Source organism: Citrobacter sp. Igbk 16 (assembly GCF_028069755.1).
GTDB lineage: Bacteria > Pseudomonadota > Gammaproteobacteria > Enterobacterales > Enterobacteriaceae > Citrobacter.
Genome location: NZ_JANEWJ010000009.1, coordinates 21,045 through 47,509, shown reverse-complemented (window position 1 = coordinate 47,509; position 26,465 = coordinate 21,045). Strand labels below are relative to the sequence as shown.

Sequence of the window (26,465 nt, the reverse complement as noted above, 5' to 3'; positions counted from 1 at the left end):
GTATGCCTGATAAGCGTAGCGCATCAGGCATCAGCCATTCCGGCTTTTAACTCCTCCAGCGTTTTTGCGCCGTCGATTGCATTGGCACACAGCAGGCTTGCCCGCGCGCAGGCGTGTGCCAGCCTGATACTGTCCGCTAACGACCAGCGCTCGTGGCAGCCATACAGAAAACCAGCGCAAAATGCATCTCCTGCCCCGACACTGCCGACGATCTCTTCCTGGGCCAGAAATTGTGAGGGTATCCAGGTGCCAGCCTGATCAGGATTTTCACCCCATGCGCCTTCCGGACAGTGGATCACCACCCGCTGGCGTACACCCGCGTCCAGTAGTTCACGGGCGGCAGTAGCGATGTGCGGAATATGCAATTCGCCGTTGGGCTGGCGGATCTCCAGTCCGCTGAATTCCCCGGCCTCCAGTTCATTGATCACCAGATAGTCGAGATGGCGAAGCGCTGGCATCACCAGTGGCTGGTAGCGAGGATCGCCTTTGCGTGAGACCAGATCCAGTGACGTTTCAAAGCCATATTCACGCATTTGTGCCAGTAGTCGTGCGCTTCGCGTACCGAACTCGTCGTCAGGCATGTCCAGACTATCGAGCAGCAGCAGATAGCCCAGATGGAAAATTTTCATCGAGGTATCCAGCAGCTCAAACGCAGGCAGATCGAGTAGCCGATTGGCGCCCGGTGAGTGAAAAAAGGTGCGCTGGCCGCTGGGATCGGTCATCACCTGCGACATTGACGTGGGGGCTGATGTCGTGCGCTGAACATGCTGGCGATTAACGTGATACTGTTCCAGCATCGCCATGATGTAGTCGCCATCGCTGTCCTTGCCAATTAAGCCGACTGCCTGCAACGGTAGCCCGGTGTGCATTTTTGCCAGCGTGAGCAATACGTTAAGCGGAGCCCCCCCCGTTGCGCGTTCGCTATGGGTTATCTCCGCCAGCCAGCCGCGTTCTGGCCACTGCACAATCTGATGTACATGATCGACCAGCATGTTACCTGCGGCGATTATGCCTTTACGTTCCATCAGATCTGCCCCGCGCTACCAAAAATACGCATCTGTTCAGAAACGGTATCGGTAATGGCTTCCTCAATACTCAGCAGCAGTTCGGCGAATTCGTCGTACAGCGGCTGGCGATTAGCCATACGCGACTCTACCGCAGCCAGTGCCGCCTGCGACATACCGGTGTAGAAGTTGATTTTGTGAATGCCAAGCTCGATTGCCCGACGGAAATCGTCGTCGCTAATGCCGGAGCCGCCGTGTAGTACCAGCGGAATTGCCGCCTGTTGGCGAATAGCGTCCAGACGGGGAAAATCGAGTTGTGGCACGCCTTTGTACTTGCCGTGTGCATTGCCAATAGCAACTGCCAGCGCATCAATACCGGTTCGATCGACGAAATCCCGTGCCAGCATGGGGTCGGTAAACAATGATTCATCGGCATGACCATACAGTGCTCCGCCTTCATCGCCGCCCACCGCACCGAGCTCTGCTTCCACCGACACACCCACCGCATGACACATCTTCACGACTTCGCGGGTTTGACGGATATTGTCTTCGTATTCCAGCGTGGAACCATCAAACATGACCGAACTGAAGCCTAAGCGCAGCGCCCGAACCACTGACTCAAAGTGCAGGCCGTGGTCAAGGTTTAGTACCACCGGAATATCATGGCGTGCGGCTTCAAATTTGACCGCTTCGACGAGGGAGTCTAGCGAGATATATTTAAAATGCACTTCGGCAATGTTGATAATAAAAGGCGAACGTTCCTGTTTTGCGGCGGCAAACAGCGCGCGCAGGAAGTGTGAGTCCAGTACGTTAAATGCCCCTAAGGCATAGCGGTGCTCGCGGGCATGGGCAAGCCCATCGGCGAGGGAAATTAACGGCATAATACGCTCCTTGGTTAACGGAACAGGCGGTACTCGTTACACAGCACCAGATGCGCCGGTTCGTCTTCTTCAATGTCGTTATAGCGGGCTATCGGTTGCAGAAAATGGTTATCGTGGTCGTCGTCATTGACGGAAGAAACCTCACCGACCAGCACGTCACCAAATCCTTCCTCAGCCCAGAAGCTGTGATACAGACCGGGCGTCAGACAGATGCTTTCCCCTGGTGCTAGGCGTAGCTGGCTACCTGCAGCATGGATTTGTCGGCAACCATCAATGACCACATTGACGTCGCTGTCCTCTGTTTGTTCTCTGATACCGGCGTTCCACAGTTCGACAATCAGATTGCCGCCGCCGCGATTAATGATGTCTTCACGCTTGCGCCAGTGAAAATGCATCGGCGTAACCTGGGCATCGCGAACATGCATGATTTTCTCTGCGTAGCACTTCTCGTATGGCATACCTTTTGGCGAGCCATTTCGCAGGGTGAACAGCGTTAAGCCCTGAGCGGCGAAATTGTCGCCGCCAAATGCGGTGACATCCCAACCTAATTTGAGGTCAAAGACTTCACTCCAGGCGGAAGCATCAAGTTTTCGCCATTGCGTGGGCGGGAAACTGGCGAAAGCGGGGAGATGCACGTCGTGCTGGGAAAAAAACTGGCGTGTGTGGCCAAGAATTTCGTTTATTGCGGAGCGTTTCATGGACAGAATTCTCCTGAGTATAATGCCGAATGGCGCTGTGCTTATCCGGCCTACAAATTCATATCGATCTTGTAGGCGGGATACGGCATTTTTGCCGCCATCCGGCGTTGTTGTAGCGGGTTATTTCACCGTCCAACCCTTATAGCTACCGACGTTGTTTTTATCGATCATCGTCACTGGGATCAGCACAGGTTCTTTCGGCGCGGGTTTCCCCTGTAATATGTCATAGCCGATTTCGACTGCCTTGGCTGCCATTACCTGCGGATCTTGTGCCGGAGTCGCCACAAATAGTGAGTTTTCGCGCTTCAGCGCTTCTTCGCCGTCCGGCGATCCATCTACGCCGACAATAAAGAATTCATTGCGCTGTGCCTGTTTCGCTGCCAGATCGGCACCGATCGCAGTCGGATCGTTAATGGCGAATACGCCGTCGATCTTCGGATTAGCCGCCAGCAGTGCGGTCATAATCTCCAGGCCGCCTTCGCGACTGCCTTTGGCGTTTTGGTTATGTGATAGCACCTTGATATCGGGATGGCGTTTGAATTCAGTCTGGCAGCCTTCCACGCGGTTCTGAACAGCGGAAACCGGCGGCCCGTTGATGATCACCACGTTGCCTTTACCTTTCAGGCGGTCGGTGATGTATTTACAGGCCATTTCGCCTGCCTGGGTGTTATCGGAGGTGATGGTTGCATCAGCCCCTTCCGCCGCCACGTCAACGGCGACCACTACAATCCCCGCGTCTTTCGCCCGTTTAACCGCCGGACCGATGCCTTTGGAATCCGCTGCGTTAAGAATGATCATGTCGACTTTGGCGGCAATAAAGTTGTCGATCTGCGATACCTGTTGCCCCAGATCGTAGCCGCTGGATACCAACGTTACTTTGACGTTATCACCAGCCAGTTTACGCGCTTCCAGCTCCGCACCTTTGGTAATTTGCACGAAGAACGGGTTGGCAAGGTCGCCCACCGTGACGCCGATCGATTTCAGTTCTTTTGCCTGCACAAACGGACCTGCAGCAAGCAGTGCGCCAGCACAGAGCGCGGTCACTAATGGCTTCAAACGCATACTCGTTTCCTCACGTAGGGTATTGTTGTTATACGCCTCATGGCGCTGCGCTTATCAGGCCTACGAATGAGTAGGCCAGTAAGCTTGTCTATGCACTTTGATGGTGTCGGGTACGGTATTTGTCGATCAGCACCGCTATGATGATCACCGCCCCTTTGATCACCAGTTGCCAGAAATAGGAGACGCCCATTAGCGTCATGCCGTTATTAAGCGTGGCAATAATCAGCGCCCCTACCAGCGTGCCGGTGATGGTGCCAATACCGCCGACAAAGCTGGTGCCGCCGAGGATCACCGCGGCAATCGCGTCCAGCTCATAACCCATCCCTAAGTTGCCGTTGGCGCTGTACAGCCGCGAGGCGCTCATCACCCCGCCAAGACCCGAGAGCAAACCGCTCATGCCGTAGACGAACAACAGCACCAGCCAGACTTTGATCCCGGTTAAACGTGCGGCCTGCATATTGCCGCCAACCGCGTAGATATGAACGCCCAGCGTGGTACGGCGCAGAATGAACCAGCACACCACCACTACCGCCAGTGCAATCACCACCAGCCACGGTACCGGGCCGAGATAGTTGTTGCCGATCCACTCAAAGCTGATGTTGGAGTTGATAACCGTCGTGCCATCCGCCAGCAGGTACGCCGCGCCGCGTAACGCGGTATACGTTCCAAGCGTGACGATAAACGGCGGCAGTCCGGCGAAGGCGACCAGCGCGCCATTGAACAGCCCCAGCACCAGGCCGAGCATCAGCGCCGCCGGAATCGACAGCATGGCAAACTCAGGAATAAGAGAAACGACCATGGCCGCAACGGCGGTGGTGCCGAGAATTGAACCGACGGAGAGATCGATCCCGCCGGTCAGGATGATGAAAGTCATGCCAGCCGCCAGGACGATATTGATCGACGCCTGGCGGGTAATATTCAGTAGGTTGCTCTCAGTAAAAAAGTTTGGCGCGATAAAGCCAAACACCGCCACAATCAGGATCAGAATAGGTAAGATGCCGACCGTTTGCATCAGATCGCTCATCAACATCTTTTTTGCAGAGGCGGATTTCGCCACTTGCTGGGGAGGGGTTGGATTATTCATGGGGCACCACCTGATGATGGGAGTCGTTCACGCCGGTTGCCAGCGTCATAATGTTTTCCTGGGTAATGCTTTTCCCGTCCAGTTCGCCGGCAATACTGCCTTCCCGCATGACATATACCCGATCGCTCATGCCGACCACTTCCGGCAATTCACTGGAGATCATCAGGATCGCTACGCCTTTGCGCGCCATATCGTTCATGATCCGGTAGATCTCGCTTTTGGCACCGACGTCTACGCCGCGGGTGGGTTCATCAAGGATCAAAATGCGGGGGCCGATCGCCACCCAACGCGAGATCAGCAATTTTTGTTGATTACCGCCGGACAGCCCACCCGCCCGTACCTGAGCATGCGGCACGCGGATGTTGAGTAATTGAATCGCGTCATCGGAAATGGCCTGCGCTTTTTTGCGATCGAGCAGCCCCCAGTTGGCATCACGTTCCAGCGTCGCCATGGTGATGTTCTCCGCTGCCGCCAGTTCTAAAAATAACCCCTGTTCCTTGCGGTTCTCGGTCAGAAAGCCAATGCCGTGGTCAATTGCTTCACGTGGGGAGTGGATCACTACCGGTTCGCCGTCGACTTCAATCATGCCGCCGATCGCTTTGCGTACGCCAAAAATCAGCTGCGCCAGTTCGGAACGTCCGGCTCCCACCAGACCTGCAAGGCCGACAATCTCCCCAGAGCGCACCAGCAGACTACACGGTTGCACTTTGTTGCCATCAGTCAGGTGATGAACGTTCAGGCGCGCTTTGCCTAGGGGAATATCGCGTTCCTTGTTGAACAGGTCGCTCAATGGGCGGCCCACCATCATGCGCACCAGTTCCGAAGCATTAAGCTTGTCGCGGGTCAGGCTACCGACATACTGCCCATCGCGCAGGACGCTGACGCGATCGGACAATTCATAGACTTCCGCCATGCGGTGACTGATATAGATAATCGCCATTCCTTCATCGCGTAGACGCATGATCAGTTCAAACAGGCGGTGCGTTTCACGTGAGGAGAGGGCGGCGGTGGGTTCATCCATGACCAGGATACGGCTGTTACGGTGTAGGGCGCGGGCGATTTCGACCTGCTGCTGCTCGGCGATGGTCAGCGTCATTACCCGGTCGCTGGCCTTAAACTGGGCACCGAGTCGGTCGATAACCTTCTGCGACTGCATCACCATCTCTTTGCGCTGGACCAGACCACCGCGCGACAGCTCGCTGCCAAGAAAGATATTCTCCGCCACCGTCAGGTTCGGCGCGAGCTGCATCTCCTGATAAATCAGGGTAATGCCTGCACTTAACGCATCCTTTGGTCCACGAATATGAAAAGGCTGTCCGTCAATCAGGATCTCGCCGCTGGTGGCGGTATAGGCCCCCGCGAGGATCTTCATCAGGGTGCTTTTCCCCGCACCGTTTTCGCCCATCAGGGCATGGATCTCACCCGGCCAGACCGTTAAATCGACCCCTTTCAGCGCGTAAAATTTGCCAAACGCTTTGGCAATGTTGCGCATTTCCAGAACCGGTGTCCTGCTCATCGCGGATCTCCTGCGGGGTGGCCGATATCAGCAGTCCATCACAGGAATGTAAATGCAAAATGTCAGAAGCCGTTCATATTTGTCATATTGCGATTTTTCTTCATGGAGCGTGATATGCCGCAACCGGGACGTCACTTTTTCGCCAGCGCGCGCGGGCGATTACTGTTTTTCAACCTGCTGGTGGTGGCGGTCACGTTGATGGTCAGCGGCGTAGCGGTGCTGGGTTTTCAGCATGCCAGTCAGATTCAGGAGCAGGTGCAGCAACAAACGGTTGATGACATGACCGGCAGCATGAATCTGGCGCGCGATACGGCAAATGTAGCAACGGCGGCGGTGCGGCTATCTCAGGTGGTGGGGGCGCTGGAATACAAAGGCGAAGCGGAACGTCTACAGGAGACCCAGCGGGCGCTGAAGCAGTCGCTGGAACAACTGGCCGCTGCGCCGCTGGCACAGCAGGAGCCGGGGTTGGTTGAGCGTATTATTCAACGCAGCAATGAGCTGCAAAGCAGTGTGGAAGGTATGTTGCAGCGCGGACAGCGGCGGCATCTGGAGCGTAACGCGCTACTCAGTTCGCTGTATCAGAATCAAAGCTACTTACGCCATCTGCAAAAGTTGACTGACGCACAGGATGACGCGCTGCTGGATCAAATGGATCGCTTAATTATGGCCGCCATTGAAACACCTACGCCGCGATCGGTGGTCAAACAACTGGACGGCGTGATGCCTGCGCTGCCTCTGCAAGCCAGTAACCTGCTGATTAGCCGTATTCTCAATGATTTCAATCAGGAACTGCATAAGCTGGAGCCGCTTTCTGCCGCCCTGGAACAAAGCGATCTGGCGATCAACTGGTATATGTTTCATATCAAAGCGCTGGTCGCGATCCTCAACAGTGATATCAACCAGTATGCTTCGCAGGTGGCGTTAATCTCCGAACAGCGGGTGGCGCAAAGCCACCAGGAGCTGCAATCCGGCGCGTTGTTTATTCTGGTCTTTGCGCTGCTGGCGGTGGTGATCACCGGTTTTGCTGGCTGGTATATCTACCGCAATCTTGGCTCCAACCTGACCGCCATTTCGCGAGCGATGACCCGACTGGCGCACGGTGAATCGGACGTCAGCGTCCCGGCTCTGCAACGCCGCGATGAGCTGGGAGAACTGGCGCGTGCCTTTAGTGTATTTGCCCGTAATACGGCATCGCTGGAGCACACCACCCGCTTGCTAAAAGAAAAAACCAGCCAGATGGAAATCGACCGCACCGAGCGCCAGGGGCTGGAAGAAGCGCTGCTACACAGCCAAAAGCTGAAAGCGGTAGGGCAACTGACGGGGGGGCTGGCGCATGATTTCAATAACTTGCTGGCGGTGATTATCGGCAGTCTGGATCTGGTGAATCCGGATTCGCCCGATGCGCCGCGGATTCATCGGGCGCTAAAAGCGGCTGAACGTGGGGCGCTGCTGACCCAGCGGCTGCTGGCCTTTTCACGCAAACAGTCTTTGCATCCGCACGCGGTAGAGCTGAAAACGCTACTGGAAAACCTGGGAGAGTTGATGCGTCATTCGCTACCTGCCACATTGACCCTGGAAATTGAGGCCCAATCGCCCGCCTGGCCGGCGTGGATTGATGTCAGCCAGTTGGAAAACGCCATTATCAATCTGGTGATGAACGCCCGCGATGCGATGGATGGGCAGGCCGGTATAATTAAGATCCGTTCGTGGAATCAGCGCGTTACGCGTAGCGATGGCCGCAAGCAGGACATGGTGATGCTGGAAGTGGCTGACCAGGGCAGTGGCATGTCACAGGAAATTAAGGCACAGGTCTTCGAACCGTTCTTCACGACCAAACAAACCGGTAGTGGGAGTGGGCTGGGGCTGTCGATGGTGTACGGCTTTGTGCGTCAATCTGGCGGTCGCGTAGAGATCGAAAGCGCGCCGGGGCAGGGAACCACCGTCAGATTACAGCTTCCTCGTGCCGTTGTGCCAGTGCAAGTTCCGGTCGAACCGATAGCAGAGCATCCTGCGACCCGCGGTGAGAAGCTGGTTCTGGTGCTTGAAGATGAGGCCGATGTGCGTCAGACGTTGTGCGAACAGTTACACCTTTTGGGCTACCTGACGCTCGAAGCCGCTAACGGCGAACAGGCAATGCATATGCTGGCGGCTTCAGCAGAGATTGATATTCTTGTCAGTGACTTAATGTTGCCAGGCGGATTGAGTGGTGCGGATGTGGTCAATCATGCCCTGAAGCATTATCCCCAACTGAATATTCTGCTGATTAGCGGCCAGGATTTACGCCCGGCGCATAATCCGGCACTGCCGGATGTGGCGCTATTGCGTAAACCGTTTACCCGAGGGGAACTGGCCCAGGCGCTGCGACGCGCACGTAATTGAGATTCCTCCGCTACTCGCGTCAAAGCACTTTGATTACCGTGGAGCCAGTTTCTTTATGAGGCTGGTTTTATGAAACGCTCCCCGACGCTCTTTTTATTCAGTTTGTTGATGTTGACGACGATTTCGGCGCATGCAGACATTATTGATGACGCCATTGGCAATATTCAACGCGCCGTCAGCGATGCTTATAATCCGGATAACAATCGGGATTATGACGACTCACGTGATGATGGCTGGCAGCGTCAGATGAGTGACGATCGCCGTAGGCAGTACGACAATCGTCGTCGCCAGTTCGAAGACCGCCGTCGTCAGTTAGACGACCGCCAGCGGCAGCTCGATCAGGAACGTCGACAGTTAGAAGACGAAGAACGCAGGATGGAAGAGGACTACGATCGTTAGCTGTAACGATATGAAACAGGCATCCAGAAAACCAACGACTGTGGGTGATATCCTGCAATATGAATACCTGGAACCGCTTAACCATCTGTTTGTAGGCCGGATAAGGTGTTTTCATCGCATCCGGCAAATTTCCTTACTCCAGCACAATCTCCATTCCGTCATACCCGGCCTCAAACCCTGCCGGTAGTGGATTTTCCATCATCCACAGGTCGAACTGATGGCTGATGTGCGTCAGGATCACCCGTGGGCAGCGGATAACCTCGTTTAGGGCGATGACGGTATTTACATCGTTGTGATTGCGTGGCGGCTCGGCGCGTGGGGCGTGACTGCAGTCAATGATAATCACTTGAGGCTGGTTATTGTGGAGAAACTTCAGCGTCTTGTCGGGAAGCCCGGCGGTATCGGAGAGCCACGCCACGCGGCTGTGCGCGGTTTCCAGCAGATAGCCGAACGTCAGCTTCGAGTGGTTGAGCGGTAAAGGGGTCACCTGCAATCCCTGTAAATCGAACACCACAAACGGCGCGACGGTCTGGCTAAAATCCAGAATGCCGGGGTGCTTAAACAGATCGTCGCAGCCCTGTTCATCCGGTGGGCCGTACACCGGGATTGTTTTTCCCACTCCCCAGCGCAGCGGAAACAGTCCCTGTACATGATCCATATGATAGTGAGTGAGCAGGAACTGCTGGAAACTGCCTGCCGGCCAGTCGTCCATCAGATGGGGGAGCCCTGCATCCAGAAGCGTCACCGCGTTGTTGAATTTGACCACGCCACTGCAGGGGCGTCGGCGGTATTGCGCCTGTAAACGTGCTCGTTGGCAAGCGGCACAGTTGCAGCCAAAAGCCGGTACCAACTGTGCGCCGCCGGTTCCTGTAAGCGTAATGGTCAGACTCATCGCATCCCCCTACAACGGCTTGGTAAAGCGAAAATGGCTCTGCGTATAACCTTCGCGGCGGTAAAAACGATGCGCATCAAGGCGCTGCGTGCTGGTGGAAAGCTCGGTCATTTCCGCCCCCGCTTCGCGCGCGGTGGCTTCGGCCCAGGCCAGTAACTGGCTGCCTACCTTCAACCCCCGAGCCTGTGGCATCACCACCAGTTCCTGAATCTCACCAATCCAGTTAGCGTGGTGCAGGTGAAACTGCAAATGCAGACCGATCAATCCGATAACCTGTCCGTCAAGCAGCGCCAGTTGGTAGTGCATATTGGGGTCTTGCAGATTTGCTATATACCCGGTGCTAAAGGCCTGGTGGTCGAATTTACCCTGCTTCAGTTCGCAGACCAGCGCGTAAACCGCATCGGTGTCATACAGCGTAGCGCGGCGTAATTCACAGACAGACATGTTTCTTCTCCTTGCGTCCCATCAGGGTGAGCAGTGTATCGACTGACTGTAGCAAACTTCCATCGTTATTGAGGACGTGGCAGTCGTAAGGCGCGTAGCGGGCCGCGCGTTCAAGGCGGGCAGCGATTTCCGTTTCGCTTTCCCGTCCGCGTGCCTGCAGACGTTGGCGTAAAATCGCCGGAGAAACCTGTAAGCAGATAGGCATTAAAGCCGTGCCATAGCGTGATTGCGCCTGCGGCAGATGGGCGCGTGAACCGTTGACCACCACATCAAAACCGGCATGCAGCCAGAGATCAATCTCCACGCCGACGCCGTAGTACAAACCGTTGGCATGCCAGCTTAGCGCCAGCAGGTTTTGCCCGGCGCGGGTAAAAAACTCTTGTTCACTGAGGGCGATGTGGTTTTCATTCCCGGCATTGGCCGCCCGGGTGATGTAACGATGTGCCACCAGCAATTGTGCCGGTTCCTGTTGGCGGAGTTCCGCCAGCAGACTGTCCTTTCCGGAGCCGGATGGCCCCATCAGCCAGATCAGTTTACCCATAGTCAGAATACCCTTTTGCCCTGACGCCAGACGTGGTCGATATGGATGTTGCCGCCTTTGCGGTGTGCCAGCACCAGATCTGCGCGTTTTCCTTCGGCAACCACGCCACGGTCGTCAAGATTCAACGCCCGTGCGGGATTACGGGTCACCAGACGAATAGCCTGTGGCAGCGTAAAACGGTTGGTATCGTCATCCGCGACACGAAACGCTGCGTCGAGCAGACTGGCGGGGTAGTAATCGGAAGAGAGGATATCCAGTAGCCCCAGTTCGGCCAGCTTATGGGCCGCTACGTTGCCGGAGTGCGAACCGCCTCGCACGATATTCGGCGCGCCCATCAGCACGTTCATACCATGCTGGCGCGAGGCTTCGGCGGCTTCGAACGTCGTGGGAAATTCGGCAATCACGCTGCCAAGTTGATGCGATTCCAGCACATGATCGTGGGTGGCGTCATCGTGGCTCGCCAGTGCAATCTGCCGTTCACGACACATCTGTGCGATGGCGGTGCGGTTGGGCTGTGACCAGCGCCCCGCTAGGGCGAGTTGCTCTTCTTCATAGCGGGCCATCTGCTCGTCGGTCAGCGAATACTTGCCCTGATAGTACTCGCGGTACTTTTCACGGTTGGCGAACTGACGCTGGCCCGGTGAGTGGTCCATCAGCGACACCAGCGTCACCGGCTCACGACCAACCAGCTTTTCAAACAGCGGCAGGGTGGTGTGGTGCGGCAGCTCGCAGCGCAGATGCAGACGGTGTTCGGCACGGTTGACACCGCGCTTCTGCGTCTCTTCCACCGCATTGATCATTTTTTCCAGGTTTTCCAGACGGTCTCCACCGTCTCGCACATCGCCAATCGCCACCGCGTCCAGTACGGTGGTAATACCGCTGGCAACCATTAAAGCATCGTGGCTGCTCATCGCTGAGTGGGCAGGCCAGTCTACTTTTGGGCGTGGGGTAAAGAACTTGTCGAGGTTATCGGTATGCAGTTCAATAAGCCCCGGCAGCAGCCAGCCGCCTTCACCGTCCAGCGCTTCAGGCAAGCTGCTCTGGCTTTCGGCAAAAGTGCGAATAACCCCGCCTTCAATCTCCAGCGATCCTTGCACCACTTGATCTTCCAGCACCAGCTTTACATTGTTGATAATCATGCTGTTGTTCCCATCAGGTGCAGACGATCCGCGACGCGGTCACGCACGGTTTGATCGTGAAAAATGCCGACAATTGCCGCGCCGCGGGCTTTTGCTTCTTCAATCAGCGCCACCACGGCGGCGCTGTTTTTGGCGTCCAGCGAGGCGGTAGGCTCATCGAGCAGCAGAATGGGGTAATCGACAATAAACCCACGGGCGATGTTGACGCGCTGCTGTTCGCCGCCGGAAAAGGTTGATGGCGCGAGATGCCATAAGCGCTCAGGAACATTCAGGCGGGTGAGCAGGCTTGCGGCTTTGGCGGCACATTCCTCACGAGATACGCCCAGATCCAGCAGTGGCTGCATCACCACATCCAGCGCGGAAATTCGAGGGATCACACGCAGGAACTGACTTACCCAGCCGATAGTTGAACGACGGACCTCCAGCACTTTACGGGCCGGAGCCTGCACCAGATCCACCCATTCGCCGCTATGGCGAATATGGATATGCCCTTCATCTGGCAGGTAGTTGGCGTACAGCGAACGTAGCAGCGTCGATTTACCGCTGCCCGAATGGCCGTGCAGCACGACGCATTCGCCGTTTTTAACGTCCAGAGTCGCGTTTTGCAGCACCGGCAGACGCACGCCGTTTTGCTGGTGGAGCACGAAGGTTTTACTGACATTTTCAACGCGGATCGCGTTCATTTTTAGCCTCTTTAAACATTTGTGCGTTCAATTGCCTGATGGCGCTGCGCTTATCAGGCCTACAACCAATGCCGCTCCGTAGGCCGGATAAGGCGCAGCCGCCATCCGGCACAACCAATGCCGCCCCGTAGGCCGGATAAGGCGCAGCCGCCATCCGGCACAAGCGATGCCGCTCCGTAGGCCGGATAAGGCGCAGCCGCCATCCGGCACAAGCGATGCTGCTCCGTAGGCCGGATAAGGCGCAGCCGCCATCCGGCACAACCAATGCCGCTCCGTAGGCCGGATAAGGCGTAGCCGCCATCCGACACAACAAAAAATCAGTTCTGCAATACCGACGACACCAGCAACTGGGTATACGGATGATGCGGATCGTCGAGCACGCGATCGGTTAACCCACTTTCCACCACCTGGCCCTGCTTCATCACCAGCAAACGGTCTGCCAGCAGACGTGCCACGCCCAAATCATGGGTGACAATCACCACTGCCAGATCCAGTTCCACCACCAGGCCACGCAGCAGGTCGAGCAGCTTGGCTTGTACCGAGACGTCCAGGCCGCCGGTCGGTTCGTCCATAAACACCAGTTTGGGATGGGTGACGAGATTGCGGGCGATCTGTAAACGCTGCTGCATGCCGCCGGAAAAGGTGGTCGGCAGGTCGTCGATACGTGAGGCGGGGATTTCCACCTCTTCCAGCCAGCGCTGGGCGGTGGTACGGATGTCGCCGTAGTGGCGAGCCCCGGTGGCCATCAGGCGTTCACCAATATTACCGCCAGCGGAAACCTGGCGGCGCAGGCCGTCCATCGGATGCTGGTGCACTACGCCCCATTCCGTGCGCAGCAGGCGGCGACGATCGGCTTCGTTCATGCCGTATAGCGAACGGTTCTGATATAAGATCTCACCGTTTTGTGGCGTCAGCCGTGAAGAGATAGATTTTAGCAGCGTAGTTTTACCGGAACCGGATTCCCCAACGATGCCCAGCACTTCGCCAGGCCACAGGTCAAAAGAGACATCGCTGAAGCCTTTGCCCGGCGCGTAGAGATGGGTCAGGTTGTTGACTGAAAGCAGCGGTTGCGTCATTGGCTGAGGGCCTCGCTCTGTTGGCGGCAGTAGTCGGTGTCGGAGCAGACAAACATGCGTTTGCCGCTGTCATCGAGCACCACTTCGTCGAGATAGCTATGGGTTGATCCGCAGATGGCGCAAGGTTCATCCCAGCTCTGCACGGTAAACGGGTGATCGTCGAAATCGAGGCTTTCCACCCGTGTATACGGTGGTACGGCATAGATACGTTTTTCGCGGCCTGCACCGAACAATTGCAGGGCAGGCATCATGTCCATCTTCGGGTTGTCGAATTTCGGGATGGGCGACGGGTCCATCACGTAGCGGCTGTTAACCTTCACTGGATAGGCGTAGGTGGTGGCGATATGGCCGAAGCGGGCGATATCTTCATACAGTTTTACCTGCATGATGCCGTACTCTTCCAGTGCATGCATGGTGCGGGTTTCCGTTTCGCGCGGTTCGATAAAGCGCAGCGGCTCGGGGATTGGCACCTGGAAGATGATTATCTGATCTTCCACCAGCGGCGTTTCCGGAATGCGGTGGCGAGTCTGAATTAGCGTGGCGTCTTCTGTACGTTCGGTGGTGTTAACGCCGGTTACGCGCTTGAAGAAGTTGCGGATCGACACAGCGTTGGTGGTGTCATCCGCCCCCTGGTCAATCACTTTCAGTACATCCGGCTCGCCAATCACACTGGCGGTAAGCTGAATACCGCCCGTACCCCAGCCGTACGGCATTGGCATTTCGCGTCCGCCAAACGGCACCTGATAACCGGGGATGGCCACCGCTTTCAAAATTGCGCGACGGATCATGCGTTTGGTCTGCTCATCAAGATAAGCAAAGTTGTAGCCGGAGAGGTTAGTGGTCACGGTCGGCCTCCTGTTGCAGGCGTTTAAGCAGTTCCAGTTCTGCCTGGAAATCGACGTAATGGGGGAGCTTGAGGTGCGAAACAAAACCCGCCGCCTCGACGTTATCCGCATGCGCCAGTACGAATTCTTCGTCCTGCGCCGGTCCCGTAACCGTTTCATCGTAGTCGGGTGCCTGTAGGGCGCGGTCAATCAGTGCCATCGCCATTGCTTTACGTTCGCTCATGCCGAACACCAGCCCGTAACCGCGGGTAAAATGGGGGGATTCGTTTTCTGGCGCGACAAAGCCGTTAACCATTTCACATTCAGTCATTAGAAGTTCGCCGACGTTCACCGCAAACCCCAGCTCTTCCGGCACGGTTTCCAGAGCCACATAACCGCTGCGGATCTCCGCGGCGAACGGATGGTTGCGCCCGTAGCCACGCTGGGTGGAGTAGGCCAGTGCCAGCAGGTAGCCTTCGTCACCGCGCATCAGCTGTTGCAGTCGCGAAGCGCGTGAGCAGGGATAAACGGGGGGGGTGCGGGTGATATCGTCAGGCGTCGTGCCGCTATCCTCTTCACGTTTTGCCAGTCCTTGATTTGCCAGCAGAGAAAAGACGTGCGGAGAGGCGTCCTGCGTATTTTCAGCGCTGCGCAGCGGTGGCGTTTCCCCGTTGGCCAGCAAGGTAAAATCCAGCAGGCGATGGGTGTAGTCATAGGTTGGACCCAACAGTTGCCCACCGGGAATATCCTTGTAGACGGCAGAAATTCGGCGTTCAAGGCGCATTTCTGCGCTGTTAATCGGTTCGCTAACCGTCAGCTTTGGCAGTGTGGTGCGGTAGGCGCGTAGCAAAAAGATGGCTTCGACGTTATCGCCGCTGGCCTGTTTTAGCGCCAGTGCCGCCAGCTCGCGGTCGGCAATGCCGCCTTCGGTCATCACCCGGTCGACGGCCAGGTTCATCTGTTGTTCGATTTGCGCCACGCTCAGTTCGGCAATGCTCTCATCGCCCCGGCGTCGATTTTCCTGCAGTGCATGGGCGTTGGCTATCGCCTTTTCGCCCCCTTTGACGGCGACGTACATCAGCACACCTCCACATGGGTGGTTCGCGGAATAGCCAGCAGACGTTCGCCGCAGGTGAGGATCAGATCGACCCCCAGCGGGAACGGATGTGGGCGCTCGGTAAGTTCGTGAATCAGACATTCCGGTAGCTGTGGCGCGATCATGCGTTCTTCGGCAATACCCGCTCCGGTCAGACGCAGCATGCGTCCGCCGCTTAAGCCTGCAACCTGTACAATCAATGTGGCACTGGTCTCTGGTGCCACAGAAGAACCCGCGGAGAGGGCATTCAGCTGTTCGCTGCTGATGCGTTCGTCGGCGACAGCAAAGGCGGCCTGTTGCGGCTGGTCCACTAGCGGCGCGTTGGTGTGAAAACGCAGGTTCTGCCGGGCGATATCGTTATCTATCGAGGATGCCAGCCAGACAGGCGTGTCGCCATCGACCAGCGTCAGCAGCACGCTGGTAGTTGCCAGACCCAGCGGCTGCCAGCCGTGTTTCAGTTGATGCAGGGCGACGATTACACCCGGCTCGCTCATCGCCTTCAGCAGACGACGAAAGCTCTGTTGGGCATCCTGAACAGGTAAATTAAAGGCGGTTTGTAAGGTCATGCGTTATCTCCGCGTACCAGCGTGAAGAAGTCGACCCGGCTGGCGTTGACTTCGGCACGGCGTGCGCTAATCAGCGCTTCGCGTTCCGCTTCCAGCGGGGCAATTAAGGTTTCCATTAGGTTCTGGAAATGCGTCTGTTCCTGCAGCAATGCGTCAATTACCGCGCACTGCTCGGCGTGTTGTTTATTGCGACCCAGCAGGTAGCTGTAGCCCAGCGTGCCGCTCTTCAGGCGAATAACCGCGCGGGTGAGTGTGGTGTCGCCCGCAAAGAAGCGATTACCGGTGCCGCCCATGCGGGCCTGGATCTGCATCAGTCCGCTTTCCGGGGCGCGGATAAGCTCATAGTCCGGCGTCAGTTTGAGCGCCTTGATACGCGCATTCAGGGCATCGGCATTGCTGTAAGCCAGCGCGCGCATCCAACGCTGGCGAGTGGCGGTATCGAAATGCATTCAGTGCTCCATGGTGAATTCGATCATGTCGGCGCGGGTCAGGCTGACGGAATATTCCGCGGCCTGTTCTTCGCCTTCACGGTGGTTCAGGGTGCGCACGCACAGCAGCGGCGCCATGTTGGGGATTTCCAGCACTTTGCTCTCTTTGGCCTGTGCGCGGCGGGCGCTGATACGCGTTTGCGTGCGTAGCAGCGTCAGGCCCGACTGTTCGCGCAGGTAGTCGTGCAGTGAGCCGTGGTTAAAGCCTTGTAATAGCGGCCAGAGAGTAAGGTCGGAAAAATAGTGGTCGATTTGGCACAGGGCGATGCCGTTGACCCGGCGCAGGGTGCGCAAATGAATGACGTTATCGCCCTCGTTAATACTCAGCGCATCAGCAATGTGGCTGGAAGCCGGACGCAGTACCGCCAGCAGTTTTTCGCTGGTGGGGTGGCTGCCCTGGTCCAGTAGGTTCTGGCTGAAGCGCGCCTGGGCATTCAACGGGTAGTCGAACGGGCGCATCAGCACCAGCACGCCCACGCCCTGACGACGTTGAACCCAACCACGCTCAACCAACTGGTCAATGGCGCGGCGCAGGGTGTGGCGGTTTACCTCGTAACGCGCGGCCAGTTGATGCTCGGCGGGCAGGTAATCACCGCAGCGATAATGTTGACGAAGCTCCTGCTCAAGTCTCGCGGCAATTTCCTGATAACGCGTTGGATAACTGGTCGGATGTGTAGACAAGTGCATAGCAATCAATGCCTCGCTAGTCAGATAAAGTGCTTACGCAAACGCTGGGAGAGGAAATCCAGCAGACTGACGGTGACGATGATTAACACCATCAGGGCGCAGGTTTGCTGGAACTGGAAGCCGCGAATCGCTTCCCATAAGGTCACGCCGATACCACCGGCTCCCACCATCCCGACCACCGTGGCCGAACGAACGTTGGACTCAAAGCGATACAGCGAGTAGGAGATGAGCAGCGGCATGACCTGTGGCAGAACGCCGTAAAGAATCTCTTCAATCTTGTTGGCTCCGGTGGCGCGAATACCTTCTACCGGACCGGGTTCAATGGCCTCTACCGCTTCGGAAAGCAGCTTGGAGAGCACCCCGGTGGTGTGGATAAACAGCGCCATTACCCCGGCGAACGGACCCAAACCAACGGCGACGACAAACAACATGGCGAAGACCATTTCGTTGATGGCGCGACAGGCATCCATCAGGCGACGCATCGGCTGGTAAATCCACCACGGCACGAGGTTATCGGCGCACATCAAACCGAAGGGAATCGATAGCACAACGGCGAGGGCAGTCCCCCAGACGGCGATTTGTAGGGTGACGGCCATTTCGCCGAGATAGTCCTGCCACTGGCTGAAGTCCGGCGGGAAGAAGTCGGCGGCGAAGGTTGCCATATTGCCGGAATCCTGGATCAGCGTGAGCGGGGCCATTTCGGCCCCTTTCCACGAGACCACCAGCACGGCGAGCAGAATGGCCCAGCTCAGCAGCGAGAACCAGCTACGCTTGGGTGGGGCGACGGTGATGGTTTGCATGTTTAGCTCCGTGCGTCGGTTATTGCCGGATGGTGGCGCTTGCGCCTTATCCGGCCTACGATGTCCTGTAGGCCCGGTAAGCGAAGCGCCACCGGGCATCAGGGTTACTGCACCGCTTTGGTGACGCTGGTCATGGCGCCCAGCGCGGCGGTCAGACGGTCGAGATCATCAAGCTGTGCTTTCAGCGCCGAGGTTTTGCTGGTTTTCTCTTCCTCGTTCAGCCCTTTGTTGTCCTTCACGCCCTGCATCTCTTTAAACAGCGCCAGTTGGCGAATCGGCACCAGTTGCAGATCGCTGGAGGCGCGGAACGGTGCCCAGCCCAGGCGTTCCAGGACGGTTTTCTGCTCCGGCGTTTTGCCGTAATTCATAAAGAAGTCGTACACCTTGTCCTTGGTGGCTTCAGAGAGGTTCTTACGCCAGACAATCGGATCACCTGGGATCAGCGGTGACTTCCAGATAACCTTCAGCTCTTTCAGCTTGTCCGGCGCAGAAGTTTTCAGCTTGTCGAGGTTTTCGGTGTTGTTGGTGGCGACATCGACCTGTTTGTTGGCGACGGCCAGGGCATTGGTTTCGTGTCCGGCGTTAACGGTGCGTTTGAAGTCGCTGGCGGAGATGTTGTTTTTCGCGAAGACGTAGTAACCGGGGACGAGGTAGCCTGAAGTGGAGTTAGGATCGCCGTTGCCGAAGGTCAGATCCTTACGTTTGGCGATCAGATCGTTCAGGTTGTTGATCGGGCTGTCCTTGTTAACGATCAACACGCTCCAGTACCCTGGAGAGCCATCGGCAGCGACGGTCTGGGCAAACACCTGTCCGTTGGCGCGATCCACCGCTTCCATTGCTGAGAGGTTGCCGTACCAGGCGATATCGACTTTGTTAAAGCGCATTCCCTGGATTATCCCGGCGTAGTCCGGCGCAAAGAAGGCGTTCACTTTTACGCCCAGTGATTTTTCCATATCTTTCAGGAACGGTTCCCACTGCGGCTTCAGGTTTTGCTGTGATTCAGTCGAAATAATGCCAAAGTTCAGCGCTTTTTCTTGCTCTTCGGCATGTGCCGGGCTTAACAAGGTGCTGATGCTGAACATGCTGGTGAAGGCCAGCGCGGCAACGGCTTTATAACTCATTTCCATTCCTCATTGTGGGGACGTTAAGCAGCCTGCGCGTTCTGTTCGACGCGGTTCATGCTGCGGTAGAGATGGTCAAAACGATCGTTATCAAAATGCTGGCTGCTGCCGTCAAAGAAGACGTTCCCCTGGCGCAGCGCGACAATGCGTTCGCAGTAGCGCAGGGCGTAATCCACCTGATGCAGCGTGACGACCACGGTAATACCGTCGGTCTGGTTAATGTCGCGCAGAGTATCCATCACGATGCGCGCCGATTCCGGGTCCAGCGAGGCAATCGGTTCATCGGCGAGGATCACTTTTGCCTGTTGCATCAATGCGCGGGCGATCGCGACGCGCTGTTGTTGCCCGCCGGAGAGCGTGGAAACGCGCTGATAAGCCAAGTGCGCCATACCCACGCGGGTCAGCGCCTGTAATGCGCGTTGTTTCTGCTCTGGCGTAAACCAGCTAAAACAGGTGCGCCAGAATGGCGTGCTGCCGAGCGCGCCAATCAGCACGTTCTCCAGTACGCTCAGCCGGTTCACCAGATTGAACTGCTGGAAGATGTAGCCAGTGTGGGCACGGCTTTTGCGGATGTCGCGCGCCAGTCGGCCTTCACGTTGAACGGTACGGCCTAATAGCTCGACGTGACTGCCCGGTGATTTATCACCGGTGATCAAACCGCTTAGATGACGTAAAAGGGTGGATTTGCCGGAGCCAGATGGCCCAAGCAGAGCCACCATCTCACCGGCACAGATATTCAGGTCAACTGCATTAAGCGCCTGATGTTGATTGAAGGATTTGGAGAGTTTCTCGACGCGAATAACCGTTTGCATGATGCGGCCTCCCTAAAAAAGTGGCCCCATCGTGGCGGATTAATGTGACGTTTTCGTTAAAGGAAGGTTACTTGGCGATGAAGAGTTGAGCGATATTTGATGACAGTCCGGGAGGACGAGCCTCCCGTTACATCACTCGGTAGGGGGTTGCTGTTGCTTGACGACGTTGATCATCCACGGCACGCCGTATTGGTCGGTTACTTTACCGAAACCATGTGCCCAGAAGGTCTCTTGCCAGTCCATTTCGATTTGTCCTTTTGCGGCCAGGTTATCAAACCAGCGCTTCCCTTCATCGACATTTTGCGTGTCAAGAACCAGCGTGAAGCCGGAGTAGTGGGCTTTTCCGGTGGCGACGCTATCGCTCATCATAATGTCGCTGCCTGCCACGCGCAGGTTGGCATGAGCAATGGCGGTATCGGGGAATTTCATGCCTGAAGGGCAACCTTCTTCGCTGTCCTGCGCGGATTTGGGCATTTCACCGAAGTTGATTTTGTAGAGTAGCTCAGCGCCTAACGTTTTTTGATAGTAGGCGATAGCGTCAGCGCAGTTGCCTGCAAAGGAGATATAGGGACTTAACGGCATAATTTTTACCTCAGGTAAAAGAAGCCAGTTAAGTGTAGATGTCGTGTGCAAAAACAAACCAGGCGGGAAGTATGGGTTTCCCGCCTGACAAATAAGCTGGAGCAAGCCTGATAAGCGCAACGCCATCAGGCCAGTTAAATCAGTTCTTTTTCACAAACTCAGATTTCAGCTTCATCGGGCCAAAGCCATCAATTTTGCAATCGATGTTGTGGTCGCCTTCAACCAGGCGGATATTCTTCACTTTGGTACCGATCTTCAGCATGGAAGAGCTACCTTTTACCTTCAGATCTTTTACTACAGTAACGCTGTCGCCATCGGCGAGCAGGTTGCCGTTAGCATCTTTAACGATCAGTTCGTCGCTGTCCTGAGCGGGTTCAGCGTCGTTCCATTCGTGAGCGCATTCCGGGCAGATGAACATGCCGTTATCTTCGTAAGTGTATTCGGAGTTGCATTGTGGGCAGTGTGGTAATGACATGTGGATTTCCTCAAAAGTCAGCAGGGGCAAAAGCGCCCAAAAGTTGGCAGATTGCCGAAAAAGGCCGCAATTATACATAAAATCCCTGCTTTTGTCGGGGCTACAGGCCAATTATGCGCAACTATCTGTTGTGGCGTCAGGTTGCTTTCACGTCTATGAAAACCAGAAGGAATATTTTTTAAGGGAAATTGCTACGTTTAGTTATTTAAGATAAGGTGAGGCGAAACACCCGATATTCATAGGTAGCATGGCTTACAGACTAGCTAAGTCATTGTGAGTGAATACTTTGTGACCCCCTTAATTTTGGTAGGGGAATTAAGCTGGCATTGTTTAAAACTGAACTACTCTGTTTATCTTTCTTACTTAATATAGTAAGTGAGAGGCATCAGGCCAGCAGTCATACGATAAATTTTATTTTAATAATATCAGCTGGTTGTTTTAATTTTAATTATTTCCACACGTAATTATAAAAGCCGAAGATCTATAAATAAAACGATTTGGCTAAATAAAAGTAATGCTATTTGCGTTAAGGAAAGATTTTCCATGTACACACAGACAATTTATGAATTAAGTCAGGAAGCTGAACGCTTACTGATGCTCTCTCTTGAACATCTCAGGCAATTGCAAAAATTGCCAATGACCTCGGCGAATGATGTCATGTTGAAAAAAGGAGAGCATAGCGGACAGGTTGTTCAGCCCCTGCATTTCAGCGCTCGTGGCATGGATGTCCAGCAGGCAACGCTCAACAATGAACTGCGAAAGATTACCCGTCTGGAAATGGTTCTGGCTATTGTCGGTACGATGAAGGCGGGAAAGTCGACGACGATTAACGCGATTGTCGGAACCGAGGTTTTACCTAATCGTAATCGCCCGATGACGGCGTTACCGACCCTTATCCGCCATACACCGGGACAGAAAGAGCCGGTGCTGCATTTTTCGCATGTCGCGCCAATTGACGCCTTAATGAAAGTATTACAGCAGCGCGTGCGGGAATGCGACCGCCAGCGTCTGGCTCAGACGCTGGAAATAGATAAGGATATGAATGCCCTGCTTCAACATATTGAAAATGGCGTGGCATTTGAACGGTATTATCTTGGCGCACAACCCATTTTCCATTTTCTCAAGAGCCTGAACGATCTGGTGCGTTTGTCTAAAGCGCTGGAGGTGGAGTTTCCGTTTGCCGCCTATGCTGCAATTGAGCATATTCCGGTTATTGAAGTTGAGTTCGTGCATCTGGCCGGGCTGGCAAGTTATCCGGGACAATTGACGCTGCTGGATACTCCCGGGCCGAATGAGGCCGGGCAACCACACTTACAACAGATGCTCAATGAACAGCTGGCCCGGGCATCAGCGGTACTGGCGGTGATGGATTATACCCAACTGAAGTCGATTTCGGATGAGGAAGTCCGTCAGGCCATTATGGCGGTCGGGAAATCAGTGCCGCTGTACGCGCTGGTTAACAAATTCGATCAGAAAGACCGCAACAGCGATGATGAAGAGCAGGTGCGGGCGCTAATTTCCGGCACGTTGATGAAAGGCGGTATTACGCCTGAACGTATTTATCCGGTCTCCTCAATGTGGGGATATCTGGCCAACAGGGCACGTCATGAACTCGTGAACAATGGGCGTTTGCCGGATCATCAGGAGCAGCGCTGGGTCCAGGACTTTGCCGAAGCGGCACTCGGCAGGCGCTGGCGTACCACCGATCTTGATGATAAAGAACATATTCGCCATGCCGCCGATCTGCTTTGGGAAGACTCACTGTTTGAACAACCGATTCAGAAAGTGATCCATGCAGCCTATGCTAATGCTTCACTGTACGCGCTCCGCTCGGCATCACACAAGCTATTGAACTATTCGCAAAGCGCACACGAATATCTGGAATTTCGCGCTCACGGCTTAACCGTAGCCTATGAGCAGTTGCGGATGAACATCGCGCATATTGAAGATGACATGCAACAGTTGCAGATAAGTCAGGCGCGGGTGGGTGATGAGGTCAGTCACGAGGTTGAACTGGCACTAGAGGCTGCTGCTGGCTATCTCAATCAGCAGCAGACCGAGATTCTGTGCGGTATTAATACGTTCTTTGTTAAAGAAAACGTGCTGATGATGTCACAACATGGCATGGGCGCTGCCATTGCGACGGCGGAAATGGCCGGTGATATGCTGGTATTGCATGACGAGGGGCAAGCGAAAATTGTGTTAGATAAAATTCGCTCCTCCTGTGAGGTTGTTCTGCTGGCGGCGCAGGAGAGTATCAGTCGGGACCTGGCGCTGCGTTTTGAGGAGCTCGAATCGACGTTATCCCGGGCGCTGAATGATGCTATGCGGCCTATTGAACAACGGGTGAAAGAGGATCTGAACCATGCCGGATTTCGGGCGCGGATCCGTTTTCCAGCCTTTCATGCGTCGATGTTTAATTTCAATACACGTCAGTTGTTTAACGAGGCTATTGAACAGGATATCCCGGCGGATAATGCCCCGTCTACCGGCGGTGTTGTACGTGACACGTTCTCACGTTGGTTGAATCAACCAAACTGGGGATGGAATGATTACGTCGAAACAAAAACGCGTTATCTCATTGATATGGGCGCGTTGCACAAGAACCTTGTCCATTATGTCACTCAGTTTTGCCAACAAATTCGTAAAGCTTTAGTTGCTCAGGTCGATATTTCCGTTACGGCAGGCATGGCCACGTTTTTTGCTGATTTTTCACTGTGTCTGACACAATTGCAGGCGAGCCTGCGCGAGAGTCTGACTCTGCGCCAGCAAAATGAATCGGCGGTGAACGCAATGAATGAACAATTGCAGCATCGTATTACGACGGCGGCATGGATTTATGAAGATTCCCGCTTGCTGCGTGACGATATCCACACCCTTTTTGCAACCGAGCATACATGACTAACGTGTTACTGGAAGGCCCTAGGCGGACGCTGGAGTGCGTCTACCCGAAGTTTATGGTCGATCTGGTTCAGGGAGATGAAACCAAACGTTCCGGCGGTTTTCTGCAGCAGCAGCAGCGGTTGCGTGCGCGCCTGACGCAGGAAGTGTTATCCCAGACGCAGCTGCGGGCGTGGGTGATGGCAGGGGTATCCAGCGAACACCTGGTGATGCGCCTTAAGCTGGTGGAAAAGCTGGCTGGCACTATCGATCCTGGCCACCTGGCGCTGGTACGTATTGCCGAGCGACTGGTGCTCTTACAACAAACTGAACAGCCACGCGGACAATCAACTCCCGGCGTGATGCAGCAATTAATTTCACTGGCTGACGGGTTTGCCCAACGTAGCGCATATAAAGAGAAAGCGCTGACGCAACGTGGGCTGACCGTGCAGGCAGGCGAACACAGTGAACAGATTTTTACTCGCTGGCGGGCTGGGGCGTATGACGGCTGGTCATTACCCGGACGCTGCTTTGTTGCGCTAGAGGAGCTGCGCTGGGGTGCCTTTGGTGATGCCTGTCGGCTTGCGAATGCCGATGTTGTGTCGATGCTAAAAGACAATTTACGCACGATGGCTGCCCAGACACTGGCACACAGCGTGAATGCGGCACCTACTACGCGCCATTATTACCATCAATGGCTGAGTTCACCTGCAGTTGGGGGTTCGAGCGAACATAACGATCTGCTGAGTTGGCTGGGTGACTGGTGTGATGCACAGCGCCATCCGGTGAGCTGGTCGGTGACGCAGCGTTGGCAGAATGTGGCGTTGGGGATGCCGAGACTGTGTTCGGCAAAGCGACTGGTTGATGCGATGGTTGAGGAGATTTTTGCACCGTCCCTCTCTGAATCACTGAGCAGGGACGGCGAATGATGTGTAGCCCGACTTAGTGGTGCAGAGAGTCTGCCGGGGTGGCTGCCGTATTGTTGGCAACACGTTCCTTGTTAAAACGTTTGGCGTACAGTGCCGTGATAATTGGCACCAGAATCGCAGTCACTATCACGCTGGCAGCGACCAGAGCCGTTGCCGAAGCGGCAACCGGTTCAAATGCCGGGTTAATCTGGGCGATGATGACTGGGTTCGCCACTGCAGCGCCAGCTGCAGAAGAGGCGGCGACACCTGCCGTACCGTTCCCGCCACCAATGACGCGGTCAGCAATAATCAGCGGGATACCGGTGATAACGATGACGGCCACACCCAGCAGGATACCCAGCAGGCCGGTATCAACGATGACGCTCAGGTTAATGGTGTTACCCAGTGCGAAGCCGAAGAATGGAATCAGTACCGGTGTCGCTTTGCTAAAGAAGGCTCGCAGGTCGTGATCCAGGTTGCCCAGTGTAAAGCCAATCAGGAACGGCAGGACCGCGCCGATGAAATGGTGTGGCTCAAAGGAGGCCAGGCCGGCAGAACCCAGAATGACCATGGTCATTAACGGACCGGACTCCAGAGACATCAAAACAAATGCGCCAGACTCTTCTTTCGTACCATACTGGTTCATCAGGCTGGCGTACAAACCCCCGTTGGTCATGTCCATTGCTGAGACAATTGCCAGTACGGAAAGACCTGCAAAGAACCCGGTTTGAATGCCAGTATCAGGAATAAATGAAGCGGCAATCATTGCCACTGCCCAGGCTACGGCTATTTTGGTTAATACCAATGTACCTGACTTGCGTAATACCGTACCGGTTGCTCGCAAATCAATTGATGCACCGATACAAAAAAACCACACTGCCAGAATCGGAACTGTCCCGCTGATCATACCTTTGGTAAACGAACCGAAATACGCGCCCGTATCGGGAGCTAACGTATTTAACATTGCGCCTAATAACAGAGGAATCAACATCATTCCGCCGGGGATGCGTTCAATCGTGGCTTTAATTTTCATAAACGTCCTCATGTCTTGTCGCAGGCTATAAACGCGCAAGAAAGTAAAAATTATTTATATTCAAAAGGTTACTTGTGAGTCTTAACAGAGAAAACAGCTATCTCTTTGTTTTATAAAATCTAACGCGGCATACGTTGAGCGTGCTACTGCTCCCAGGGATATTGCGTCTGGAATTAGTTTGCATTCACAGGAACATTGATTCAATCAAAATAAAACGATGTTTTAGTTATCTTCATCACATATTCTGAGCAAAGATCATTACAGGTTCCGATTATTAAAAAACCTGTGATCTTTTTGTGAAGGGATTAGGTGAATTTTTTGCTAGCAGAATAATAGTGACTTCTGTGATTGTTGATGAAACCAAGCGATTTATTCTTGTAATTAATTGCCTATAA

27 protein-coding genes and 1 pseudogene are annotated in these 26,465 nt (G+C 55.1%); 5 read left to right on the top strand and 23 right to left on the bottom strand.

Annotated elements, in window-relative coordinates; translation table 11 throughout:
* Positions 1–23: 23 nt before the first annotated feature.
* From NNO03_RS08380 to NNO03_RS08355, 6 genes are all read right to left on the bottom strand, one after another.
* Entirely contained in the window at positions 24–1,028 is a 1,005-nt protein-coding gene (locus NNO03_RS08380; RefSeq protein ID WP_271449308.1) for a carbohydrate kinase family protein, read from the bottom strand.
* A complete protein-coding gene (locus tag NNO03_RS08375) occupies positions 1,025–1,885 on the bottom strand; it encodes a ketose 1,6-bisphosphate aldolase (protein WP_271440959.1) in 861 nt (286 codons plus the stop codon). The genes NNO03_RS08380 and NNO03_RS08375 overlap by 4 nt, the downstream gene beginning before the upstream one ends.
* 14 nt (positions 1,886–1,899) lie before the next feature.
* Positions 1,900–2,583 carry a D-lyxose/D-mannose family sugar isomerase gene (locus tag NNO03_RS08370; protein ID WP_271449283.1) on the bottom strand — a complete coding sequence of 228 codons (684 nt, stop codon included), beginning with the start codon at positions 2,581–2,583 and terminating at the stop codon, positions 1,900–1,902.
* A gap of 120 nt (positions 2,584–2,703) precedes the next feature.
* Positions 2,704–3,645: an ABC transporter substrate-binding protein gene (locus NNO03_RS08365; protein ID WP_271449282.1), complete on the bottom strand. Its 942-nt coding sequence runs from the start codon at positions 3,643–3,645 to the stop codon at positions 2,704–2,706.
* Positions 3,646–3,733: 88 nt separating this feature from the next.
* Positions 3,734–4,729, bottom strand: coding sequence for a ribose ABC transporter permease (locus NNO03_RS08360; protein WP_271449281.1), 996 nt, complete (start codon positions 4,727–4,729; stop codon positions 3,734–3,736).
* The gene (locus NNO03_RS08355; protein ID WP_271449280.1) at positions 4,722–6,245 is read right to left on the bottom strand and encodes a sugar ABC transporter ATP-binding protein; all 1,524 of its coding nucleotides are present in this window, start codon (positions 6,243–6,245) and stop codon (positions 4,722–4,724) included. Before NNO03_RS08355 ends, NNO03_RS08360 begins: the two co-directional genes overlap by 8 nt.
* Positions 6,246–6,359: 114 nt before the next feature.
* Here NNO03_RS08355 and NNO03_RS08350 point away from each other — a divergent pair, with 114 nt between their 5' ends.
* The 3 genes and pseudogenes from NNO03_RS08350 to NNO03_RS08340 all read left to right on the top strand — a co-directional run.
* Positions 6,360–8,624 (top strand): hybrid sensor histidine kinase/response regulator, encoded by a 2,265-nt coding sequence (locus tag NNO03_RS08350; protein WP_271440955.1) that lies wholly within the window; start codon positions 6,360–6,362, stop codon positions 8,622–8,624.
* Positions 8,625–8,693: 69 nt separating this feature from the next.
* Positions 8,694–9,023 carry a DDRRRQL repeat protein YjdP gene (yjdP, locus tag NNO03_RS08345; protein WP_137382896.1) on the top strand — a complete coding sequence of 110 codons (330 nt, stop codon included), beginning with the start codon at positions 8,694–8,696 and terminating at the stop codon, positions 9,021–9,023.
* Positions 9,024–9,033: 10 nt separating this feature from the next.
* Positions 9,034–9,102 (top strand): annotated as a pseudogene (locus NNO03_RS08340) (addiction module antidote protein, HigA family); the annotation flags it as partial.
* Positions 9,103–9,156: 54 nt separating this feature from the next.
* Here NNO03_RS08340 and phnP read toward each other — a convergent pair.
* The 16 genes from phnP to NNO03_RS08260 form a co-directional block, all read right to left on the bottom strand.
* Entirely contained in the window at positions 9,157–9,915 is a 759-nt protein-coding gene (phnP, locus tag NNO03_RS08335; RefSeq protein WP_271449279.1) for a phosphonate metabolism protein PhnP, read from the bottom strand.
* A gap of 9 nt (positions 9,916–9,924) precedes the next feature.
* A complete protein-coding gene (gene phnO / locus NNO03_RS08330) occupies positions 9,925–10,359 on the bottom strand; it encodes an aminoalkylphosphonate N-acetyltransferase (RefSeq protein WP_137382893.1) in 435 nt (144 codons plus the stop codon).
* Entirely contained in the window at positions 10,346–10,900 is a 555-nt protein-coding gene (gene phnN / locus NNO03_RS08325; protein ID WP_271449278.1) for a ribose 1,5-bisphosphokinase, read from the bottom strand. Before phnN ends, phnO begins: the two co-directional genes overlap by 14 nt.
* 2 nt (positions 10,901–10,902) lie before the next feature.
* A complete protein-coding gene (phnM, locus tag NNO03_RS08320) occupies positions 10,903–12,039 on the bottom strand; it encodes an alpha-D-ribose 1-methylphosphonate 5-triphosphate diphosphatase (protein ID WP_271449277.1) in 1,137 nt (378 codons plus the stop codon).
* On the bottom strand, positions 12,036–12,722 hold the full coding sequence (gene phnL, locus NNO03_RS08315) for a phosphonate C-P lyase system protein PhnL (protein WP_271440950.1): 687 nt from the start codon (positions 12,720–12,722) through the stop codon (positions 12,036–12,038). The genes phnM and phnL overlap by 4 nt, the downstream gene beginning before the upstream one ends.
* A 317-nt stretch (positions 12,723–13,039) precedes the next feature.
* Complete coding sequence (gene phnK, locus NNO03_RS08310; RefSeq protein WP_271449276.1) at positions 13,040–13,798, bottom strand: phosphonate C-P lyase system protein PhnK; 759 nt, start codon at positions 13,796–13,798, stop codon at positions 13,040–13,042.
* On the bottom strand, positions 13,795–14,586 hold the full coding sequence (gene phnJ / locus NNO03_RS08305; RefSeq protein WP_271440983.1) for an alpha-D-ribose 1-methylphosphonate 5-phosphate C-P-lyase PhnJ: 792 nt from the start codon (positions 14,584–14,586) through the stop codon (positions 13,795–13,797). Before phnJ ends, phnK begins: the two co-directional genes overlap by 4 nt.
* A 46-nt stretch (positions 14,587–14,632) precedes the next feature.
* On the bottom strand, positions 14,633–15,700 hold the full coding sequence (locus NNO03_RS08300) for a carbon-phosphorus lyase complex subunit PhnI (RefSeq protein ID WP_271449275.1): 1,068 nt from the start codon (positions 15,698–15,700) through the stop codon (positions 14,633–14,635).
* Positions 15,700–16,284: a phosphonate C-P lyase system protein PhnH gene (gene phnH / locus NNO03_RS08295; protein WP_271449274.1), complete on the bottom strand. Its 585-nt coding sequence runs from the start codon at positions 16,282–16,284 to the stop codon at positions 15,700–15,702. The genes NNO03_RS08300 and phnH overlap by 1 nt, the downstream gene beginning before the upstream one ends.
* Complete coding sequence (gene phnG, locus NNO03_RS08290; RefSeq protein WP_048213880.1) at positions 16,281–16,733, bottom strand: phosphonate C-P lyase system protein PhnG; 453 nt, start codon at positions 16,731–16,733, stop codon at positions 16,281–16,283. The genes phnH and phnG overlap by 4 nt, the downstream gene beginning before the upstream one ends.
* Positions 16,734–17,459, bottom strand: coding sequence for a phosphonate metabolism transcriptional regulator PhnF (gene phnF / locus NNO03_RS08285; RefSeq protein WP_271449273.1), 726 nt, complete (start codon positions 17,457–17,459; stop codon positions 16,734–16,736).
* Between the two features lie 20 nt (positions 17,460–17,479).
* The gene (gene phnE / locus NNO03_RS08280; RefSeq protein ID WP_016155398.1) at positions 17,480–18,259 is read right to left on the bottom strand and encodes a phosphonate ABC transporter, permease protein PhnE; all 780 of its coding nucleotides are present in this window, start codon (positions 18,257–18,259) and stop codon (positions 17,480–17,482) included.
* A 104-nt stretch (positions 18,260–18,363) separates the two neighbouring features.
* Positions 18,364–19,380 (bottom strand): phosphonate ABC transporter substrate-binding protein, encoded by a 1,017-nt coding sequence (phnD, locus tag NNO03_RS08275; protein ID WP_137382885.1) that lies wholly within the window; start codon positions 19,378–19,380, stop codon positions 18,364–18,366.
* Positions 19,381–19,403: 23 nt separating this feature from the next.
* A complete protein-coding gene (phnC, locus tag NNO03_RS08270) occupies positions 19,404–20,192 on the bottom strand; it encodes a phosphonate ABC transporter ATP-binding protein (protein WP_137382884.1) in 789 nt (262 codons plus the stop codon).
* A gap of 132 nt (positions 20,193–20,324) precedes the next feature.
* A complete protein-coding gene (yjdN, locus tag NNO03_RS08265; RefSeq protein WP_271449272.1) occupies positions 20,325–20,774 on the bottom strand; it encodes a VOC family metalloprotein YjdN in 450 nt (149 codons plus the stop codon).
* A gap of 139 nt (positions 20,775–20,913) precedes the next feature.
* Positions 20,914–21,249, bottom strand: coding sequence for a zinc ribbon domain-containing protein YjdM (locus NNO03_RS08260; protein WP_003031835.1), 336 nt, complete (start codon positions 21,247–21,249; stop codon positions 20,914–20,916).
* Positions 21,250–21,792: 543 nt separating this feature from the next.
* On the opposite strand from NNO03_RS08260, the gene crfC reads away from it, so the two are divergent.
* Complete coding sequence (gene crfC, locus NNO03_RS08255; protein ID WP_271442527.1) at positions 21,793–24,150, top strand: clamp-binding protein CrfC; 2,358 nt, start codon at positions 21,793–21,795, stop codon at positions 24,148–24,150.
* Positions 24,147–25,058: a diguanylate cyclase regulator RdcB family protein gene (locus tag NNO03_RS08250; RefSeq protein ID WP_271449271.1), complete on the top strand. Its 912-nt coding sequence runs from the start codon at positions 24,147–24,149 to the stop codon at positions 25,056–25,058. Before crfC ends, NNO03_RS08250 begins: the two co-directional genes overlap by 4 nt.
* Positions 25,059–25,071: 13 nt before the next feature.
* Here NNO03_RS08250 and kdgT read toward each other — a convergent pair whose 3' ends face one another.
* On the bottom strand, positions 25,072–26,070 hold the full coding sequence (gene kdgT, locus NNO03_RS08245) for a 2-keto-3-deoxygluconate transporter (protein ID WP_271449270.1): 999 nt from the start codon (positions 26,068–26,070) through the stop codon (positions 25,072–25,074).
* Positions 26,071–26,465 lie beyond the last annotated feature (395 nt).

Bases quoted from the DNA above. Each gene is read 5' to 3' on its own strand.
- phnN (WP_271449278.1), bottom strand. From the start codon at position 10,900: ATGGGTAAACTGATCTGGCTGATGGGGCCATCCGGCTCCGGAAAGGAC.
- phnD (WP_137382885.1), bottom strand. From the start codon at position 19,380: ATGAGTTATAAAGCCGTTGCCGCGCTGGCCTTCACCAGCATGTTCAGC.
- phnL (WP_271440950.1), bottom strand. From the start codon at position 12,722: ATGAACGCGATCCGCGTTGAAAATGTCAGTAAAACCTTCGTGCTCCAC.
- NNO03_RS08365 (WP_271449282.1), bottom strand. From the start codon at position 3,645: ATGCGTTTGAAGCCATTAGTGACCGCGCTCTGTGCTGGCGCACTGCTT.
- yjdN (WP_271449272.1), bottom strand. From the start codon at position 20,774: ATGCCGTTAAGTCCCTATATCTCCTTTGCAGGCAACTGCGCTGACGCT.
- phnC (WP_137382884.1), bottom strand. From the start codon at position 20,192: ATGCAAACGGTTATTCGCGTCGAGAAACTCTCCAAATCCTTCAATCAA.
- phnF (WP_271449273.1), bottom strand. From the start codon at position 17,459: ATGCACTTGTCTACACATCCGACCAGTTATCCAACGCGTTATCAGGAA.
- phnK (WP_271449276.1), bottom strand. From the start codon at position 13,798: ATGACGCAACCGCTGCTTTCAGTCAACAACCTGACCCATCTCTACGCG.
- NNO03_RS08250 (WP_271449271.1), top strand. From the start codon at position 24,147: ATGACTAACGTGTTACTGGAAGGCCCTAGGCGGACGCTGGAGTGCGTC.
- NNO03_RS08300 (WP_271449275.1), bottom strand. From the start codon at position 15,700: ATGTACGTCGCCGTCAAAGGGGGCGAAAAGGCGATAGCCAACGCCCAT.
- phnH (WP_271449274.1), bottom strand. From the start codon at position 16,284: ATGACCTTACAAACCGCCTTTAATTTACCTGTTCAGGATGCCCAACAG.
- phnM (WP_271449277.1), bottom strand. From the start codon at position 12,039: ATGATTATCAACAATGTAAAGCTGGTGCTGGAAGATCAAGTGGTGCAA.
- NNO03_RS08360 (WP_271449281.1), bottom strand. From the start codon at position 4,729: ATGAATAATCCAACCCCTCCCCAGCAAGTGGCGAAATCCGCCTCTGCA.
- yjdP (WP_137382896.1), top strand. From the start codon at position 8,694: ATGAAACGCTCCCCGACGCTCTTTTTATTCAGTTTGTTGATGTTGACG.
- NNO03_RS08370 (WP_271449283.1), bottom strand. From the start codon at position 2,583: ATGAAACGCTCCGCAATAAACGAAATTCTTGGCCACACACGCCAGTTT.
- phnJ (WP_271440983.1), bottom strand. From the start codon at position 14,586: ATGATCCGTCGCGCAATTTTGAAAGCGGTGGCCATCCCCGGTTATCAG.
- crfC (WP_271442527.1), top strand. From the start codon at position 21,793: ATGTACACACAGACAATTTATGAATTAAGTCAGGAAGCTGAACGCTTA.
- phnG (WP_048213880.1), bottom strand. From the start codon at position 16,733: ATGCATTTCGATACCGCCACTCGCCAGCGTTGGATGCGCGCGCTGGCT.
- NNO03_RS08375 (WP_271440959.1), bottom strand. From the start codon at position 1,885: ATGCCGTTAATTTCCCTCGCCGATGGGCTTGCCCATGCCCGCGAGCAC.
- NNO03_RS08355 (WP_271449280.1), bottom strand. From the start codon at position 6,245: ATGAGCAGGACACCGGTTCTGGAAATGCGCAACATTGCCAAAGCGTTT.
- NNO03_RS08260 (WP_003031835.1), bottom strand. From the start codon at position 21,249: ATGTCATTACCACACTGCCCACAATGCAACTCCGAATACACTTACGAA.
- phnP (WP_271449279.1), bottom strand. From the start codon at position 9,915: ATGAGTCTGACCATTACGCTTACAGGAACCGGCGGCGCACAGTTGGTA.
- phnE (WP_016155398.1), bottom strand. From the start codon at position 18,259: ATGCAAACCATCACCGTCGCCCCACCCAAGCGTAGCTGGTTCTCGCTG.
- NNO03_RS08350 (WP_271440955.1), top strand. From the start codon at position 6,360: ATGCCGCAACCGGGACGTCACTTTTTCGCCAGCGCGCGCGGGCGATTA.
- kdgT (WP_271449270.1), bottom strand. From the start codon at position 26,070: ATGAAAATTAAAGCCACGATTGAACGCATCCCCGGCGGAATGATGTTG.
- phnO (WP_137382893.1), bottom strand. From the start codon at position 10,359: ATGTCTGTCTGTGAATTACGCCGCGCTACGCTGTATGACACCGATGCG.